This is a genomic window from Streptomyces chiangmaiensis (assembly GCF_036281785.1).
Taxonomy (GTDB): domain Bacteria; phylum Actinomycetota; class Actinomycetes; order Streptomycetales; family Streptomycetaceae; genus Streptomyces; species Streptomyces chiangmaiensis.
Map to the genome: position 1 here is coordinate 55,553 of NZ_JAYWVC010000017.1, position 17,862 is coordinate 73,414.

Genomic DNA, 17,862 nt, shown 5'->3' on the forward strand with positions numbered 1-17,862 from the left:
TCACCTCCGGGTCGCAGACTTCTGGATCCACAGATTGATGAGGGTGGCACCCAGGAGCATCACGCCGAGGAAGGCCTTGAACCAGTCGGGGTTCCAGCCGGCGTAGACGATGCCCTGGCTCACCATGCCGAACATGAAGGCGCCGAACACCGGGCCGATCGCTGAGCCGTAGCCGCCCGTCAGCAGACAGCCGCCGATCACCGCTGCGGCGATGAAGATCAGCTCCTGGCCGACGCCCTCGCCCGACTGCACGGTGTTGAACGCGAACAGCTGGTGCATGCCGACGAACCAGGCGCCGAAGCCGACCAGCATGAACAGCGAGATCTTGGTGAACTTCACGGGCACGCCGACGGCCCGCGCGCTGTCGCTGTTGCCTCCGACGGCGAAGATCCAGTTGCCGTACTTGGTGCGCAGCAACACCCAGGTGGCCAGGGCCGCGAAGAACAGCCACCACAGGACGGTGACTTTGACCTGGACGCCGCCGACCGTGAACGACGACGAGAAGACCGCCTTGGCCTGGTCGAAGCCGTCCATGTCGCTGATGTCGTCGGTCGCCACATTGCCGGTGATCAGCTTGGTGACCGCGAGGTTGACGCCCTGCAGACCGAGGAAGGTGCCGAGGGTGACCAGGAAGCTGGGCAGTCCGGTGCGCACCATCATCCAGCCGTTGAACGCGCCGATGGCGAGCGAGACGACGAGCGCGACGATCACACCCACCCACACGTTCATCGTCAGCTGGTAGCTGACCATGCTCGCGGTCAGCGCGGAGCTGAGCACCGCCACACCGGCGGACAGGTCGAACTCGCCGCCGATCATCAGCAGGGCCACGGGCAGCGCCATGATCCCGATGGTGGACGACTGGTAGAGGACGGTGGCCATGGCGCTGCCCGAGCGGAACGTGGGCGCCACGGCGAAGAAGAAGACGAACACCGCGACTGCGCCGAGGAAGACGCCGACTTCGGGCCGGGACAGCAGCCGCAGCACGAGGGAGCGCTGCGCGGTCCGGCCGTCACGCTCCTTGGGGCCGGAGGCCGGCGGTGAGGTCACCGCCGGCACAGCCTGCTGGGACATGGTCATCACCTGGTGCCCTTCGCGGCGAAGGTGGCGATGGTGTCGACGTTGGACTTGTCGACAAAGGCCGGGCCGGTCAGCACCGGCTGCTCACCGCCGCCGCTGTAGTTGCCGTTGTACTTGTACAGCCACAGAGAGTCGACCGCGAGGTAACCCTGCAGGTAGGGCTGCTGGTCGACGGCGAACTGGATGTCACCCTTCTTGATGGCGCTGGTCAGGTCCTTGTTGAGATCGAACGTAGCAACCTTGGCCTTGCTTCCCGCGTCGGACAGCGACTGGACCGCCGTCAGCGCGAACGGCGCACCGAGGGTGACGACGTAGTCGATCGAGCTGTCCTGCTTGAGCTTGGCGGTGATCGTCGACTTCACCGACGGCATGTCGGTGCCGTTGACGTAGAGGATCTGGGTCTTGCCGCTGAACGTCTTCTTCACGCCGTCGCAGCGCTGGGAGAGCCCGATATTGCCCTGCTCCTGGATCACACAGACGGTGCTCTTCGCGCCGACCTCGTTCAGCTTCTTGCCGAGCGCCTCTCCCGCCACGCTCTCGTCCTGCCCGAAGAACTCCATCATGCCGAGCTTCTGCCAGTCGCTGACGCCCGAGTTGAGGCCCACCACCGGGATGTTCGCGGACTTGGCCTTGCTCACGACGTCCTTCATGGCGTCCGGCTTGGCCAGGGTGATCGCGATGCCGTCGACCTTCTGGTCGATCGCGTTCTGGACCAGGTTGGCCTGGTTGCCGGCGTTCGGGTCGGCGGAGTAGACAAGCTTGATGTTGTCCTTGGCCGCGGCCGCCGCGGCTCCCTTGCGGACGATGTCCCAGAAGGTGTCGCCCGGCGCCTGGTGGGTGACCAGCGCGACCGTCATGCGGGGGGTGTTCGCCTTGCCCGCGGCGGCGCCGGAGCTGCTCTCCTCCGCCTTCTTTCCACCCGAGCTGCTGGAGCAGCCGGCGACGAGCAGGGCCGACGCCGCGGCTATCGCGACGAGCGGGGCGACTCTGAGGGAGTGGCGGGGGTGAAACATGCGATCCATCTTTCCTGCACCTCACTGTGCGACCGGGGGAAAGGGGACGAAAGGCCGGCGCGGGGCTGGTGCCCCGCGCAGGTCCGGACAGGATGTCCGGGTAGGTGCCGGGTCGAACCGGCGGTTCCGCTGGGACGGGATACAAACCCCTGTTACACCCGTCTGTCAATACTTTGTTAAGACATCATTTCAGAAGCAGGTCCGAATGTAAGAACAAAGTCTTGACACGGGCAGCCCATGCGGCCTACACCTGTGAGGCATCCGGGCCCTGACGTCCCGCCCTCCGGCGGCGTCCGGTTTCCCGCATCCCCGCACGAGGAGCGACGCGCATGCCTGAGTCCGCCGAACGTTTCGATCTCATCACCATGGGACGTATCGGGGTCGACCTCTACCCCTTGCAGACCGGTGTGCCGCTCACGCAAGTCGAGTCCTTCGGAAAGTTCCTGGGCGGCTCGGCGGCCAACGTCGCGGTGGCCGCCGCGCGCCTCGGCCGGAACGCAGCGGTGATCACCCGGACCGGCAACGACCCCTTCGGCACCTATCTGCACCAGGCGCTCAAGGAATTCGGTGTCGACGACCGGTTCGTCACACCTGTGGACGCCTATCCGACGCCGATCACGTTCTGCGAGATCTTCCCGCCGGACGACTTCCCCCTCTACTTCTACCGTCAGCCCAAAGCGCCGGACCTGGAGATCCACACCGACGAACTGGACTTCGCCGCCATCCGCTCGGCCCGCATCTTCTGGATGACCGGCACCGGTCTGAGCGAGGAGCCGAGCCGCTCGGCCACGCTCGCCGCCCTCGAGGCGCGCAACAAGGCCGGCACCACGGTCTTCGACCTCGACTGGCGCCCCATGTTCTGGCGCGACCCCGAGGCGGCGCGGCCGTACTACGCCGAGGCGCTGCGCCACGCCACCGTCGCGGTCGGCAACCTCGACGAGTGCGAGATCGCCACCGGCGTACGGGAGCCGCAGGCCTGCGCCGAGGCGCTCCTCGACGCGGGCGTGGAACTGGCGGTCGTCAAGCAGGGCCCCAAGGGGGTGCTCGCCGTCCACCGTGACGGTACGACCGCCGAGGTGCCGCCCGTCCCCGTGGAGGTCGTCAACGGGCTCGGCGCCGGGGACGCGTTCGGCGGCTCGCTCTGCCACGGGCTGCTGGCCGGCTGGCCACTGGAGAAGACCATGCGGTACGCCAACGCGGCCGGGGCGCTCGTCGCCACCCGGCTCGAATGCTCCTCCGCGATGCCGACCGAGTCCGAGGTCGCCGACCTCCTCGCACGCGGCTGACCGCCCTGCCGAGGACCTCCTCGCACCCGGCCGACCGCCACCTCCCGAACGGAGCCTGTCTTGAGCATCAGCATCCCCGACCTCGCCACGGTGCGCGCCCGGCACCCGGAGGCCATCGCCGAGGCCGCGGCCCACCGCGTCCGCCGCCCGCTGATCGGCGACAGCGGCCGGATCATGATCGTGGCCGCCGACCACCCGGCCCGCGGCGCCCTCGGCGTCGGCGACCGCCGACTGGCCATGGCCAACCGCGCCGAACTGCTGGAGCGCCTGTGCGTCGCGCTGTCCCGGCCCGGCGTGGACGGGGTGCTGGCCACCGCCGACATCCTGGAGGACCTGCTGCTCCTCGGCGTCCTCGACAACAAGGTCGTCATGGGCTCCATGAACCGCGGCGGTCTGGCCGGCGCGTCCTTCGAGATGGACGACCGTTTCACCGGCCACCGCGCCGAGGACATCGAACGGCTCCACTTCGACGCCGGCAAGCTGCTGCTGCGCCTCGACTACGACGACCCGGGCTCCCTGCGGACCCTGGAGTCCACGGCGCGGGCCGTCGACGACATGGCCGCGCGCCGGCTGCCGCTGTTCATCGAGCCGTTCATATCGCGCCGCGTCGACGGCAAGGTGCGCAACGACCTGAGCGCGGAGGCCGTCACCCGGTCCATCGCCATCGCCTCGGGCCTGGGCGGCACCTCCGCCTACACCTGGCTCAAGCTCCCCGTCACCGAGGACGTCGACGACATGGCCGAGGCCCTGGAGGCGTCCACGCTGCCCGCCGTGCTGCTCGGCGGTGAGGTCGGCACGGACCAGGAGGGCGCGTACGAGAAGTGGCGCAAGGCCCTGCGCCTGCCCACCGTCATGGGCATGGTCGTCGGCCGGTCCCTGCTGTATCCCGCCGACGGCAGCGTGGAAACCGCGGTGGACACCGCGGTCGGCATGCTGTGAGACCGTCACAAAGCCTCACGAAGCCTGCTCTGAGACCGCCACGAAGAAGGGCATCATGACCACCTCGCACCACCTTCCCGCGGGCAAGACCGCCACCGACGGCTACTCCGTCGACGTCACCCCCGAGTCGGCCGGCTGGGGCTACTCCAGCCTGAAGGTGCTCGAGCTGCCGCCCGGCGGCCGGCACTTCCTCGACACCGGCGACAGCGAGTGGATCGTGCTTCCACTGTCGGGTTCCTGCGCCGTCGCCGTCGACGGTGACACGTTTCGCCTGCACGGCCGCACGAGCGTCTTCAGCGGCGTCAGCGACTTCGCGTACGTGCCGCGCGATGCCCAGGTCTCGATCGCGTCCCGCGACGGCGGCCGCTTCGCGCTGACGGGCGCCCGCTGCGAGCGCCGGCTGCCCGCCCGCTACGGACCCGCCTCCTCCGTCCCGGTCGAACTGCGCGGCACCGGCAACTGCTCCCGCCAGGTCAACAACTTCGGCGCCGCCGGAGTCTTCGAGTGCGACAAGCTGATCGCCGTCGAGGTGATCACGCCGGGCGGCAACTGGTCCTCCTTCCCGCCGCACAAGCACGACGAGCACCGGCCCGGCGAGGAGTCCGAGCTGGAGGAGATCTACTACTTCGAGTTCGCCGCCCACGAGGGCACGCCCGGCCTCGGCTACCAGCGGGTGTCCCCCTCGGGCCACGGCAGTGGCACGGACGTGCTGGCCGAGGTGCGCGACGGAGACGTCGTCCTCATCCCGGACGGCTGGCACGGACCGTCCATGGCGGTGCCGGGCCACGACATGTACTACCTCAACGTGATGGCGGGCCCCGAACCCGACCGCGCCTGGCTGATCTGCGACCACCCCGACCACGCGTGGATCCGCGACACCTGGCCCGCTCAGCCGGTCGACGCCCGGCTCCCGCTCTACACCACCCCCGCCCAGTGAAGCCCCCCATGGAAGAAGCCGTCCCAGTGAGGTCCCGATGAGCCACCCGAACCAGTCCGTGCGCCGCCTGACCGTCGCCCAGGCGCTGGTGCAGTTCCTGTCCGCGCAGTACACCGAGCGCGACGGGGTACGCCACCGGCTGATCGCCGGCACCTGGGGCATCTTCGGCCACGGGAACGTGGCCGGGATCGGCCAGGCGCTGCTCGAGGCCGGCGAGGACGCCATGCCCTTCCACCAGGGCCGCAACGAGCAGGCCATGGTGCACGCCGCCGTCGGCTACGCACGCCAGCGGGGCCGGCTCTCCGCGCAGGCGGTCACCACCTCCATCGGCCCCGGCGCCACCAACCTGGTCACCGGCGCCGCGCTCGCCACGATCAACCGCCTGCCGGTCCTGCTGCTGCCGGGTGACTACTTCGCCACGCGCCCGGCCGACCCGCTGCTCCAGCAGCTGGAGCACCCGGTCGAGGCCGACGTGTCCGTCAACGACACGCTGCGCCCGGTGTCCCGCTACTTCGACCGGATCACGCGCCCGGAGATGCTGATCCCGTCCGCGCTGAACGCCATGCGGGTGCTGACCGACCCGGTCGAGACCGGCGCGGTCACCCTCGCCATGCCGCAGGACGTGCAGGCGGAGGCGTACGACTGGCCGGAGGAGTTCCTCGCCGAACGTGTCTGGCACGTACGCCGTCCCGCGCCCGACCCCGTCGAGCTGGTGGAGACGGTACGCGCCATCCGAGCCGCCGAACGGCCGCTGATCGTGGCGGGCGGCGGAGTCCACCACAGCGAGGCCGAGGACGCGCTGAAGGCGCTGGTCGACGCCACCGGCATCCCGGTGGCCTCCACCCAGGCGGGCAAGGGCTCGCTGCGCCACGACCACCCCGCCGACCTCGGCGGCATCGGCCACACCGGCACCGCCGTCTGCGACGACCTCGCCCGCACCGCCGATCTGGTCATCGGCGTCGGCACCCGCTACAGCGACTTCACCACCGCGTCCCGCACGCTGTTCCAGAACCCCGGCGTGCGGTTCGTCAACCTCAACATCACCGCCTTCGACGCCCACAAACTCGCGGGCCGCACCTTGGTCGCCGACGCACGGGCTGCTCTGGAAGCACTCACCGAGGGCCTCGCCGGCCATCGGGTGAACGACGCGTACGAGGCCGAGTACCGAGCGGGCAAGGAGCGCTGGGAGCAGGTCGTGGACGCCGCCTTCCGCGCGGACGACGACAACGCCGTGCCGACCCAGACCCAGGTTCTCGGTGCTCTGGACGCGGTGGTGGGCGACGACGACGTGGTGATCAACGCGGCCGGCTCGCTCCCCGGCGACCTGCACAAGTTGTGGCGGGCCCGCTCGCCGCGCCAGTACCACCTGGAGTACGGCTACTCCTGCATGGGGTACGAGATCCCGGCCGGGATCGGGGTCCAGCAGGCCGCGCCCGGCACGCCGGTGTGGTCGCTGGTCGGCGACGGCACGTATCTGATGATGCCCACCGAGATCGTCACCGCCGTCCAGGAGGGCCTGCCCGTCAATCTGGTCCTCGTCCAGAACCACGGCTACGCCTCCATCGGCGGCCTGTCCGAGGAGACCGGCGGCGAACGCTTCGGCACCGCATACCGCCACCGCGCCGCCGACGGGAGCTTCACCGGGGCCCCGCTCCCGGTGGACCTGGCCGCCAACGCCGGAAGTCTCGGCATGGACGTGCTCCGCGCCAAGACCGTAGGCGAACTGCGTGAGGCGCTGGACGCGGCGCGCGCCTCCGACCGCCCCACCTGTGTCTACGTCGAGACCGACCCGACGCCCACCGCTCCCGGTGCCGAGGCGTGGTGGGACGTGCCCGTCGCCGAGGTCGCCTCCCGCCCGGCCGCTGTGGCCGCCCGCGAGCGGTACGACCGGCACACCGCCGACCGCCGGCACCACCTCTGACCCCCTCTCACGAAAGGCCCCCCGCACCATGAAGACCATCAGCCACTGGATCGGCGGCAAGCCCGTCGAGGGCACCTCGGGCCGCTTCGGTCCCGTGTACGACCCGGCCACCGGCGCCCAGGAGAAGCAAGTCGCCTTCGCCACCGTCGACGAGGTGGACGCCGCCGTCGCCACTGCTAAGGCGGCGTTCGAGAGCTGGGGCCAGGTCTCGCTCGCCAAGCGCACGGCGATCCTGTTCAAGTTCCGTGAGCTGCTGGACGCGCACCGCGACGAGATCGCCGCGCTCATCACCGCCGAGCACGGCAAGGTGCACTCGGACGCGCTCGGCGAGGTCGCGCGCGGTATGGAGGTCGTGGAACTGGCCTGCGGCATCTCCGAGAAGCTCAAGGGCGAGCTGTCCACCCAGGTCTCCACCCGCGTCGACGTGGCCTCGATCCGCCAGCCGCTCGGCGTGGTCGCGGGCATCACCCCGTTCAACTTCCCGGCCATGGTGCCGATGTGGATGTTCCCGCTGGCCATCGCGGCCGGCAACACCTTCGTGCTCAAGCCGAGCGAGAAGGACCCGTCCGCCTCCTTCCGGCTCGCAGAGCTGCTGGCCGAGGCGGGCCTGCCGGACGGCGTGTTCAACATCGTGCAGGGCGACAAGGTGGCCGTCGACGGGCTCCTGGAGCACCCCGACGTGGCCGCGGTCTCCTTCGTCGGCTCCACCCCGATCGCCAAGTACATCCAGCTCAAGGCGGTCGAGCACGACAAGCGTGTCCAGGCCCTCGGCGGTGCCAAGAACCACATGCTGGTCCTGCCGGACGCCGACCTGGACTACGCGGCCGACCAGGCCATCAACGCCGCCTACGGCTCGGCCGGCGAGCGTTGCATGGCCGTCTCGGTCGTGGTGGCGGTCGGCGACACCGGCGACGAACTGGTCGGCAAGATCGCCGAGCGGGCGAAGAGCCTGCGCATCGGCCCCGGCAACGACCCGGCCTCGGAGATGGGCCCCCTGATCACACGTGAGCACCGCGACAAGGTGGCCTCGTACGTGACGGGCGCTGCCGCGCAGGGCGCCGAGGTCGTGGTCGACGGTACGGGCTACTCGGTGGAGGGTCACGAGGACGGCTTTTTCATCGGCGTCTCGTTGCTGGACAAGGTGCCGGTGACGGCGGACGCGTACCGGGACGAGGTCTTCGGACCGGTGCTGTGCGTGGTGCGCGCCGCCACCTACGACGACGCCATCAAGCTGATCAACGCCTCCCGCTGGGGCAACGGCACCGCGATCTTCACCCGGGACGGCGGCGCCGCGCGCCGCTTCCAGCTGGAGGTCCAGGCGGGCATGGTCGGCGTCAACGTGCCGATCCCGGTGCCCGTCGGCTACCACTCCTTCGGCGGCTGGAAGGACTCGCTCTTCGGCGATCTGCACATCTACGGCAACGACGGTGTCGCCTTCTACACCCAGGGCAAGGTGATCACCACGCGGTGGCCGGACCCGGCCGATGGCGGCATCAACCTCGGCTTCCCGAGCAACTCCTGAGGAGCGCGGCGGCCGGTGCGGGAGGGGATGCGCCCTCCCGCACCGGCCGCCCCCGGATTTATTGTCAGGACAATGTGATGACAAGGGTTCCTGTCAACCAGTCCGCCACCTATTCTCTCCCCGTGACCACTTCCACCCCCGCGGCCCTCGACTTCACCCTGGACCGCAGCAGCCCGGTCCCGCTCTACTACCAGCTGGCCCAGCAGCTCGAGGCGGCGATCGAGCACGGCGCGCTGGGTCCGGGCAGCCTGCTGGGCAACGAGATCGAGCTCGCCGGACGGCTCGGGCTCTCCCGGCCCACGGTCCGCCAGGCCATCCAGTCGCTGGTGGACAAGGGGCTGCTGGTCCGCCGCCGGGGCGTGGGCACCCAGGTCGTGCACAGCCAGGTCAAGCGCCCCCTGGAACTCACCAGCCTCTACGACGACCTCGATGCCGCCGGGCAGAAACCCGCGACGCAGGTGGTGCGCAACGAGGTGGTGCAGGCGTCGGCCGAGGTCGCCGCCGCCCTGGGCATCGCCGAGGGCGACGACGTGCGCCACATCGAGCGGCTTCGCCTGGCCCACGGCGAGCCGATGGCCTACCTGTCCAACTACGTGCCGGTGGGCCTGCTGGACCTCGACACGGAGAAGCTGGAGGCGACGGGCCTGTACCGCATGATGCGCAGCATCGGCATCACCCTGCACAGCGCCCGGCAGTCCGTGGGCGCACGCTGCGCCACCGCCGAGGAGTCCCAGCGGCTGGGCGAGCCCGAGGGCGCCGCCCTGCTCACCATGCAGCGCACGGCGTACGACGACACGGGCCGCGCCGTCGAGTACGGCACCCACGTCTACCGCGCCTCGCGCTACGCCTTCGACTTCCAGCTCCTCGTGCGTCCCTGACGGCTCTCGTGCCGAGCCTGGCGGAGACGCTCGGCGCCCGAAGTCGGCCGGCCGCCGCCGGTGGCGCAGGGTGGGCCGACCCCGGGCGCCGGATCCGTCCCGGCGCCCGCATCGGGCCCACGTCCGCTCACACCGGACTCACCCACGTGCGCCGCTCGGCCGAGCGGCTCATGGCGTCCAGCGCCGCGGCGCTGTGCACGGCGTCGTCGAGGGTCGGGCCGTACGCGGTGCCCTCCTCGACCGACCGCAGGAAGTGGTACGCCTCGATGACCTTCAGGTCGTCGTAGCCCATGGCATTGGCGGCACCCGGCTGGAAGGCGGCGTACTCGCCGTGACCGGGCCCGACATACAGAGTGCTGACGGGCTGGTCCTGGTAGGTGGTGCCGCGGCTGACGCGGAGTTCGCCCATGCGCCGGAAGTCCCAGAACACCGCGCCCTTGGTGCCGTGGACCTCGAAGCCGTAGTTGTTCTGCTCGCCGACGGAGACCCGGCAGGCCTCCAGGACACCACGGGCACCCGTGGCGAAGCGCAGCAGGCAGTTCACGTAGTCCTCGTTCTCCACCGGGCCCGGAACACCGCCGGTGGCGCGGGCGTGGCCGGCGGTGGCGCTGGTGGGGCGGGCGCGTTCGGGGATGAACACGGCGGTGTCCGCGGCCAGCGACTCGATCTCGCCGAGCAGGAAGCGGGCCAGGTCCACCCCGTGCGAGGCGAGGTCGCCGAGGACCCCGCTGCCGCCGCGCTCGCGTTCGTACCGCCAGGTCAGGGCGCCCTCGGGGTGCGCGGCATAGTCGCTGAAGAGGCGGATGCGGGCATGGGTGACGGCGCCGATGTCGCCGGAGATGATCAGCTCGCGGGCGGCGGCGACGGCCGGAGCACTGCGGTAGTTGAAACCCACCGCGCCCTGGACGCCGGCCTTGGCGACGGCGCCCGCGACCGCGCGGGCGTCCGCGGCGGTGAGACCCACGGGCTTCTCGATCCAGATGTGCTTGCCCGCCTCGGCCATGGCGACGCCGATCTCGCGGTGCAGGAAGTTGGGCGCGGCGATACTCACCGCCTGCACCCGGGGGTCGGTGGCGACCTCGTGCCAGTCCCGGAGGGCCGTCGCGAAGCCGTAGCGGCCGGCGGCCTCCTCCGCGCGGCCGGGCACCTCGTCGGCCACCGCGACCAGTTCGGGCCTCAGGGACGGCTGCGGGAAGTGGTGCGGTACGCGGATGTAGGCCTGGGTGTGCACCCGTCCCATCCAGCCGAATCCGACGACGGCGACGCCGAGCGTACTCACCATGACTGCCCCTTTTTGGACCGTTCCAGACATACGCACCTCACACTGAAGGGCGTTTTCGCACTTGTCAATACCTTTGACAAGTGCACTCATGTTATGGAACGGTCCAGAAATGCGACCACCGACCATCCGCGATGTGGCCGAACGGGCCGGAGTGTCCAAGTCGCTGGTCTCCCTGGTCCTGCGCGGCTCCGACCAGGTGCGCCCGGAGAAGCGGCGGGCCGTGCTGGCCGCCGTCGAGGAACTGGGCTACCGGCCCAACGCCGCCGCCCGCAGCCTCAGCGAGCGGCGCACCCTCCCCCACTCTCGGCTGCGCTCGAGCGGGGAAACCCGCATGGTCGGCGTCCTGCTGAACGACATGCGCAACCCGTGGTTCGTGGAACTGCTCGACGGCCTCAACTCCCGGCTGCACGACTCCGGACTGGACACACTGCTGGCGGACGGACGCCTCAACCGGCGTCTCGGCGAGGACCTCACCCGCACCTTCACGGACCTGCGGGTCGACGGACTGATCGCCGTCGGCACGCTCCCGCCCTCCGAGGCCCTGCACAGGGCGGCGGCCCGGATCCCCACCGTCGTCGCCGGCGCCCGCGAGCCGGAACTGCCGGCCGTGGACATCGTCGCGGGCGACGACGAACTGGGCGCCCGTCTCGCCACCGAGCACCTCATCGCGCTCGGACACCGCCGTGTCGCCCACATCTCCGGGCAGGGGGTGGTCGGCGCACTGCGACGCCGTGGCTTCGAGACCGTCATGCGTGAGCACGGTCTCGCGGACACGGCCGTGGTGGAACAGGGCGACCTGACGGAGGAGGGCGGCTACCGGGCGACGGTGCGCCTCCTGAGCACCCGTGAACGCCCCACCGCGGTCTTCGTGTTCAACGACATAGCGTGCGTCGGTGCCCTGTCCGCGGCCGAGGAGCTGGGGCTCCGGGTACCGCGCGACCTCTCCCTCGTCGGATACGACAACACCTACCTCTCCCGCCTGCGGCACCTGTGGCTCACCACGGTGGACAACGGCAGCCACGACATCGGCCGTCGCGCCGCCCAGTGCCTGCTCGACCGCATCACCGACCCCACCCGCCCGGCGGAACTGCTGCTCACGGCCCCCTCGCTGGAGGTCAGGGGCACGACGGGGACACCGGGGTCGAGAACGGAGACCTGACGAGCCCCGCGGGCGAGGCGGTTGCGTGGTTACTTCGCCCCCTGGAGCGCGTCGCGTCCGGTCACGTTCTCCCCGGACTCAGGCCTCCCCGCCGCGGCGATCCACTTCGACGGCAGTTCGATGCGCGCGCCGTCCGCCGTGTGCCCCGTGGTGACCAGCGGAAGCGCCGTACCCGTCGTACGGGCCGTGCCCGCCGGCCTCGGGGAGGGCACCGGCGCGGGGCGGTGACATGTGCGGACACGGCCATGTGGTGGGCGACCCGCCGCCGACGGCCCGCGGCCGGCCGAGGAGCCCTGCCCCGCCCCTCAGTCCTCGTGCCCCACCTGCAGGTCCCGCTCCGTGCGGCCACCCCCGGCGACCTGCAACACCGTGGCCACCGGCGGATACCCCGCGGCGATCACGGTGTACTCCCCCGACGACAGATCGACAAAACGGAAGGTTCCGTCGGCCCCGGTCGTCAGCGTGTCGACGACGTTCCCCGCCGCGTCCAGCAGTGTCACCCGGGCGTCCTCGACCGGCCGCCCGTCTCCCGCCCGCACCGTGCCGCGCAGCACCGCGCCGCCCGCGAGTTCGACGTCCTGCCGGGTCTCGCGCGAGGCGTGCACGGTGACGGGCAGCGCGGCCGGGCGGAACGCGGGCGCGCTGGCGGCGAGGGTGTACTCGCCGGCCACCAGCTCGCTGATGACATATCCACCTTCACGCCCGCTGCGGGTGCTCGCGACCACCTCTCCGTGCACATTGGTGAGCGTGACCGCGGCGTCGCGTACGGGCGTGCCGTCGGCCGTGAGCACACTGCCCGCCAGCCGTCCCGCACCACCGAGCACGACGTCCAGTTCGACCGGGCGCTCGCTGACGGTCACCGAGACGGCCTGCGGCTGATGGCCGCCCGCCGCGGCGATCAGGACGTAGGTGCCGGCTCCGGGTGTGGACAGTGCGTACCGGCCGTCCTCGCCGCTCGCGCCGCGCCCGATCTGCACTCCCGCGACATCGATGAGGGTGAGCGCGGCGCGCGGCACGACGGTGCCGTCGGGGTGCTGGACCGTGCCGCAGACGGGCACTCCGGCGGCGTACGGCGAACGTGCCTGCGGAACCTGGGCCGCGGGCGGGCAGTCGGCGGGGGCGTTGTGGGACACCAGTGGTTTCTCCTTGAGGAAGAAGGCGATGAGCAGGCCGAGGACGATCACCGGCACGAGATAGAGGAAGATCCTCGGCATGGCGTCGGCATACGCGGCGATGTAGGCGTCGCGCAGCGCCGGCGGCAGTGCATGGACGAGTTGCGGGGTGATGGACTCGGGGTCGGGCAACCCGGCGCCGGCGCGCGCAGGAAGACGCTCCCGCAGCGCGTCGGAGAGCCGGTTGGCGAAGAGGGTGCCGAAGACGGCGGCGCCGACACTGCCGCCGATCTGCCGGAAGTAGTTGTTGGCGCTGGTCGCGGTGCCCAGGTCGGCGGGGCGCACGGAGTTCTGCACGGCGAGGATCAGGACCGGCATCACCATGCCGATACCGGTGCCGAGGACGGCCATCCAGATGCTGTACTGCCAGCGCGGTGTGCCGATCTCGAGCAGGGACAGCAGCCACATGCCGACGGCGGACAGGACGCTGCCGAGGAGCGGGAAGGCCTTGTAGCGGCCGGTGCGGCTGATGAGTTGTCCGCAGACGATCGAGGCGCCGACGATCCCGGCCATCATCGGCAGCATCAGCAGCCCGGACTCGGTGGCGCTCGCCCCGTCGACCATCTGCAGGAAGGTGGGCAGATAGCTGGCGGCACCGAACAGCGCGATGCCGACGACCAGCCCCACCAGAGCGGTGACATTGAAGACGGAGTCCCGGAACAGCCGCAGCGGGATGAGGGGTTCGACGGCGAACCTCTCGATGATCAGGAACAGGACGCTCGCAAGGGCAGCCCCGGCGCCGAGCGCCAGGATGACCCCGGAGCCCCAGGCGTACTCGGTACCGCCCCAACTGCTCAAGAGCACCAGGCAGGTCGAGGCGGCGGCCAGCAACAGCGTGCCGAGCACGTCGAGACGGGCCTTCGCGGTGGGCTTCGGCAACCTCAGCACGACGGCCACCACGGCCAGCGTGATCAGACCGAAGGGCACGTTGACGTAGAAGCACCAGCGCCAGGAGAGATGGTCGGTGAAGTAGCCGCCGAGGAGGGGGCCGGCCACGGACGCGAGGCCGAAGGCCGCGCCGATGATGCCCATGAAGCGGCCGCGTTCGCGTGGCGGCACGATGTCGGCCATGATCGCCTGCACGCCGATCATCAGACCGCCCGCGCCGATGCCCTGGACGGCACGGAAGGCGATCAGCTGGTCCATGGTCTGCGCCCGCCCCGCGAGCGCCGAGCCGATCACGAAGACACCGATCGCGAACTGGAAGACGCCCTTGCGGCCGAAGAGGTCGCCGCACTTGCCGTAGACCGGCAGTCCCACGGTGGAGGTGAGCAGGTACGCGGTGATCGCCCAGGACATCCGCTCCAGGCCGTGCAGCTCACCGACGATCTTCGGGAGCGCGGTGGCCACGATCATCTGGTCGAGGGCGGCGAGCAGCAGTGCGAGCATGAGCCCGACGAAGACCAGTCGCACCCGGCGCGGGCTGAGCTCCGCCGGGGGTCCGGTGAGAGCCTCGGCCGGAGCACGGGGCGCGTCCGGGACCACGGGCCGTACGACCCGCTCGCTGTCCACGTGCACCGCAGTCGTCCCGCCCACCTAACCGCTCCCCTCGTCGCGTCTGCGCCGCCCATTTCTCGCATTGCACGACAACTGGGATCAAGCGCGACGAGTCACCCGTGAGCTGCGCCGGGAACGGGTATCCGCCGGTCGGAAGCCCTACGGCGTACAACCGCGTCCATCGGAAAACCACCCGAAACGGTGAGCGTGGAAATCAGCCCGGCGGCCGGGGACATGCGCACCGGAGGCTCGGAATACGGGATCCGCGCCCCCGGAGCGCGCCGGGAGCCGTAGCGGGCGCTCACGCGTCGGCGCCGTGAGCGGCCGGCGTCCTCCCCGGTGTCACTTCTCCACTTCGGCGGCGAGCCTGTCGAGCACCACGTCGTAGATCCGGCCGAGGCCCTTGGGCGCGAAGGTCTTCTCGAAGAAGCCGCCGATGCCGCCCGCTCCCTTCCAGGTGGTGGTCACGACGACCCGGGAGCGGCCTTCGCCGGCCGGGGTGACCCGCCAGGTGGTGACCATGGAGGAGTTGCGGTCCTTCTCCACGAGTTCACCCTCGGTCGGCTCGGTGACCTCCAGAAGGCAGTCACGGACGCGTTTGCTGGTGGCCTGGAGCTTCCAGTGCACGAGGGTGCCCTCGCCGTCACCGCCCTCGCGCACCTCGTACTCGCTGAACTGCTCGGGCAGCAGCTTCGAGCGGGTGCCGCTGTAGTCGGCGACGGAGTCGAACACCGTCTCCGCGTCCGCCGCGATGATCCGCTCCGTCGTGGCCTCGACCTGCGCCATGACCTTCCTCTTCCTGTACGTGTGATGGGGGGCGTGCGCCATCCCATCACACCCGGGGCACGACACCTGACGGGACATCCGCTCCGGGGGTGCGCTCCCAGCCGACACCGCTCACCGGCCGCCAAGACCCTGCGGCAGAGCGAGACGTTCCTCGAAGAAGGCGAGGGCGCGCAGATGGTACGCACGCGCCGTCCAGCCCAGGCTGATGTTGTGGCCCGCGTCCGGTTGGTGCTCGACACGGACGACGGGTGCCGCGGTCAGCCGTCCGGCCAGGTCGGCGATGTCGCTCTCGCCGTGCAGCCACCATGCCTCGTGCTCGGCGAAGGTCAGCCGGACCGGCACCCGCACGCGCGGCGCGAGTTCATCGAACATGCCGGCCCAGCGGGCGACTTCGCCCGCCTCGCGGTCCGGCATGGGTGCCACCAGGGAGCCGATCGAGCGGAAGGTGTCCGGCGGATACAGCCGCAACGGACCCCAGTTGCGTTGCCGGTCCGCACCGGTCGGCATCCGCAGCAGGCCGACCGCTCCCGGGTCGTAGCGGTGGCCGCAGCCGGACACGTCCAGGGCGAGCAGGCCGGTCCCGCGCGCAGCCGTCACCAGGGCGAGTTTGCCACCGTAGGAGTGCGCCAGCAGGAAGCAGCCGGCTCCCGTGGCGTACCGCTCGGCGAACCGCTCCATGGCCGCCTCCAGCACCTCGGCCTGCTCGGCGAGGGTCTGTCCGCCGGGGAGCCGGCCCGTGGACAGCCCGTAACCGGGGCGGTCCACCGCCAGCACCGTGAAGCCCAGGCGCGCGCCGAGCGTGAGCAGGGACAGGTCGGGATGGGCCTGCCCGTCGAAGTATCCGGCCGACATACCGCCGCCGTGCAGGGCGACCACGGTGGCCCGCGGGCGCCCGTCCGGCGGCTCGGCGAGCAGGCAGGACAGGGTGACACCCCCGGCCTCCAGGGTCAGGCGGCGCACGCCCGTGGACAGGGGCTGCGGCGGTTTCGACTGCTCCACCACTCTGCTGTGTCGCATACACCCTTTATGTCCCAACCGTCGACGTGAGCGCGTCGGACGCGCCGACCCCCGGCCTCCCGAGCACACCGCTCGGAGCACAGGCGGTACGAACGAGGAGGCGGAAGCGAGGTGGACGAGGAGATGCAGGCCAGGGGCGGCACTCCGCAAAATCGAACGGGTAGCCGAATCCACATCGCGATCAAGGGAACAGGTGTTCTATTCTGTGCCCAGTGCTACCGAGGAGGCGCCCATGCGCTGGGATCATCTGGCCGAGAACCCCACCGCGGCCCGCAACGCCGCACTGTTCGACGCGGACGCGGTGACCACCCGCACCTTCGACACGCCGGAGTTCCGCGGCATCACCTTCCACGAGGTCAGAGCCCGCTCGATCGTGAACCGGGTACCGGGCGCCTCCCGTATGCCCTTCGAATGGACGGTCAACCCCTATCGGGGCTGCACGCACGCGTGCGTCTACTGCTTCGCGCGCAAGACGCACAGCTATCTGGACCTCGACACGGGGCTCGGCTTCGACTCCCAGATCGTGGTGAAGGTCAACGCGCCGGAACTGCTGCGTTCCCACCTCGGCTCCCGACGCTGGCACGGCGAGCACATCGCGATGGGCACCAATGTCGACTGCTACCAGCGGGCGGAGGGCCGCTACCGGCTAATGCCGGGTATCATCTCGGCCCTGCGCGACCGCGCGAACCCGTTCTCGATCCTCACCAAGGGCACGTTGATCCTGCGCGACCTCGAGCTGCTGAAGCAGGCCACGCAGGTCACGGACGTCGGCATCTCCGTCTCCGTCGGCTTCGTCGACCACGACCTGTGGCGCACCGTCGAGCCGGGCACCCCGGCGCCGGAGCGCCGTCTGGACGTCGTGCGCACCCTGACCGAACACGGCATCGGATGCGGTGTCCTGATGGCCCCCGTGATCCCGTTCCTGGGCGACCACCCAGCCCAACTACGCGCCACAGTACGGGCGATCGCCGCCGCCGGAGCGACTTCGGTGACCCCGTTGGTGCTGCATCTGCGCCCGGGAGCCCGGGAGTGGTTCATGGCCTGGCTGCAGCAACGGCACCCCTATCTCGTACGCCGCTACGAACGGCTGTACGCGGAGGGTGCATACGCGCCGAAGTGGTACCAGCGCCGGATCACCCGTCAGGTGCACGAACTGGCCCAGGAGTACGGCATGGGCCCGGCACGCCCGGGGATGCCACGCAGGATCAGGCAGCCCGAACCGCTGACGCCGGAACCCGTGGTGCAGGCCGGGCCCACCCAGCTGTCGCTCATCTGACTTCCACCTCCCGTACGCCGCAGACGTCCGGTCACATCCACAGGACGTGCAGCGACACGGCTTCTGACGGTATTTCAGACGCAAGCGAGCGCATCACGCG

At 70.5% G+C, this 17,862-nt stretch carries 15 protein-coding genes; 8 read left to right on the forward strand and 7 right to left on the reverse strand.

All coding sequences use genetic code 11. The features are described from left to right. Both VXC91_RS08375 and VXC91_RS08380 read right to left on the reverse strand, forming a co-directional pair. Entirely contained in the window at positions 1–1,077 is a 1,077-nt protein-coding gene (locus VXC91_RS08375; RefSeq protein WP_329506273.1) for an ABC transporter permease, read from the reverse strand. Further along, positions 1,077–2,099 carry a substrate-binding domain-containing protein gene (locus VXC91_RS08380; RefSeq protein WP_329506275.1) on the reverse strand — a complete coding sequence of 341 codons (1,023 nt, stop codon included), beginning with the start codon at positions 2,097–2,099 and terminating at the stop codon, positions 1,077–1,079. Before VXC91_RS08380 ends, VXC91_RS08375 begins: the two co-directional genes overlap by 1 nt. A gap of 320 nt (positions 2,100–2,419) precedes the next feature. Here VXC91_RS08380 and iolC point away from each other — a divergent pair, with 320 nt between their 5' ends. The 6 genes from iolC (at position 2,420) to VXC91_RS08410 (ending at position 9,573) form a co-directional block, all read left to right on the forward strand. Beyond that, positions 2,420–3,376, forward strand: a complete 957-nt coding sequence (gene iolC, locus VXC91_RS08385) for a 5-dehydro-2-deoxygluconokinase (protein ID WP_329506277.1) — start codon at positions 2,420–2,422, stop codon at positions 3,374–3,376. A 60-nt stretch (positions 3,377–3,436) separates the two neighbouring features. Next, positions 3,437–4,315 carry a Cgl0159 family (beta/alpha)8-fold protein gene (locus VXC91_RS08390; protein ID WP_329506278.1) on the forward strand — a complete coding sequence of 293 codons (879 nt, stop codon included), beginning with the start codon at positions 3,437–3,439 and terminating at the stop codon, positions 4,313–4,315. Positions 4,316–4,370: 55 nt separating this feature from the next. Next, complete coding sequence (gene iolB, locus VXC91_RS08395; RefSeq protein WP_329506279.1) at positions 4,371–5,252, forward strand: 5-deoxy-glucuronate isomerase; 882 nt, start codon at positions 4,371–4,373, stop codon at positions 5,250–5,252. 37 nt (positions 5,253–5,289) lie between these two features. Further along, entirely contained in the window at positions 5,290–7,173 is a 1,884-nt protein-coding gene (gene iolD / locus VXC91_RS08400) for a 3D-(3,5/4)-trihydroxycyclohexane-1,2-dione acylhydrolase (decyclizing) (RefSeq protein WP_329506281.1), read from the forward strand. Positions 7,174–7,201: 28 nt separating this feature from the next. Then, positions 7,202–8,695 carry a CoA-acylating methylmalonate-semialdehyde dehydrogenase gene (locus tag VXC91_RS08405; RefSeq protein WP_329506283.1) on the forward strand — a complete coding sequence of 498 codons (1,494 nt, stop codon included), beginning with the start codon at positions 7,202–7,204 and terminating at the stop codon, positions 8,693–8,695. Positions 8,696–8,772: 77 nt separating this feature from the next. Then, entirely contained in the window at positions 8,773–9,573 is an 801-nt protein-coding gene (locus VXC91_RS08410) for a GntR family transcriptional regulator (protein WP_408057348.1), read from the forward strand. A gap of 127 nt (positions 9,574–9,700) precedes the next feature. On the opposite strand, the gene VXC91_RS08415 is transcribed toward VXC91_RS08410, so the two are convergent. Next, the gene (locus tag VXC91_RS08415) at positions 9,701–10,855 is read right to left on the reverse strand and encodes a Gfo/Idh/MocA family protein (protein ID WP_329506286.1); all 1,155 of its coding nucleotides are present in this window, start codon (positions 10,853–10,855) and stop codon (positions 9,701–9,703) included. A gap of 109 nt (positions 10,856–10,964) precedes the next feature. On the opposite strand from VXC91_RS08415, the gene VXC91_RS08420 reads away from it, so the two are divergent. Continuing rightward, positions 10,965–12,014 (forward strand): LacI family DNA-binding transcriptional regulator, encoded by a 1,050-nt coding sequence (locus VXC91_RS08420; RefSeq protein ID WP_329506287.1) that lies wholly within the window; start codon positions 10,965–10,967, stop codon positions 12,012–12,014. A 29-nt stretch (positions 12,015–12,043) separates the two neighbouring features. Here VXC91_RS08420 and VXC91_RS08425 read toward each other — a convergent pair whose 3' ends face one another. From VXC91_RS08425 to VXC91_RS08440, 4 genes are all read right to left on the reverse strand, one after another. Continuing rightward, a complete protein-coding gene (locus VXC91_RS08425) occupies positions 12,044–12,226 on the reverse strand; it encodes a hypothetical protein (RefSeq protein ID WP_329506288.1) in 183 nt (60 codons plus the stop codon). A gap of 93 nt (positions 12,227–12,319) precedes the next feature. Next, a complete protein-coding gene (locus VXC91_RS08430) occupies positions 12,320–14,722 on the reverse strand; it encodes an MFS transporter (protein ID WP_408057349.1) in 2,403 nt (800 codons plus the stop codon). Positions 14,723–15,025: 303 nt separating this feature from the next. Then, positions 15,026–15,469, reverse strand: coding sequence for an SRPBCC family protein (locus VXC91_RS08435; protein WP_329506289.1), 444 nt, complete (start codon positions 15,467–15,469; stop codon positions 15,026–15,028). 111 nt (positions 15,470–15,580) lie between these two features. Next, the gene (locus VXC91_RS08440) at positions 15,581–16,486 is read right to left on the reverse strand and encodes an alpha/beta hydrolase (protein ID WP_329506290.1); all 906 of its coding nucleotides are present in this window, start codon (positions 16,484–16,486) and stop codon (positions 15,581–15,583) included. Positions 16,487–16,718: 232 nt separating this feature from the next. Here VXC91_RS08440 and VXC91_RS08445 point away from each other — a divergent pair, with 232 nt between their 5' ends. Further along, complete coding sequence (locus VXC91_RS08445) at positions 16,719–17,762, forward strand: Rv2578c family radical SAM protein (RefSeq protein ID WP_329506291.1); 1,044 nt, start codon at positions 16,719–16,721, stop codon at positions 17,760–17,762. Positions 17,763–17,862: the final 100 nt, after the last annotated feature.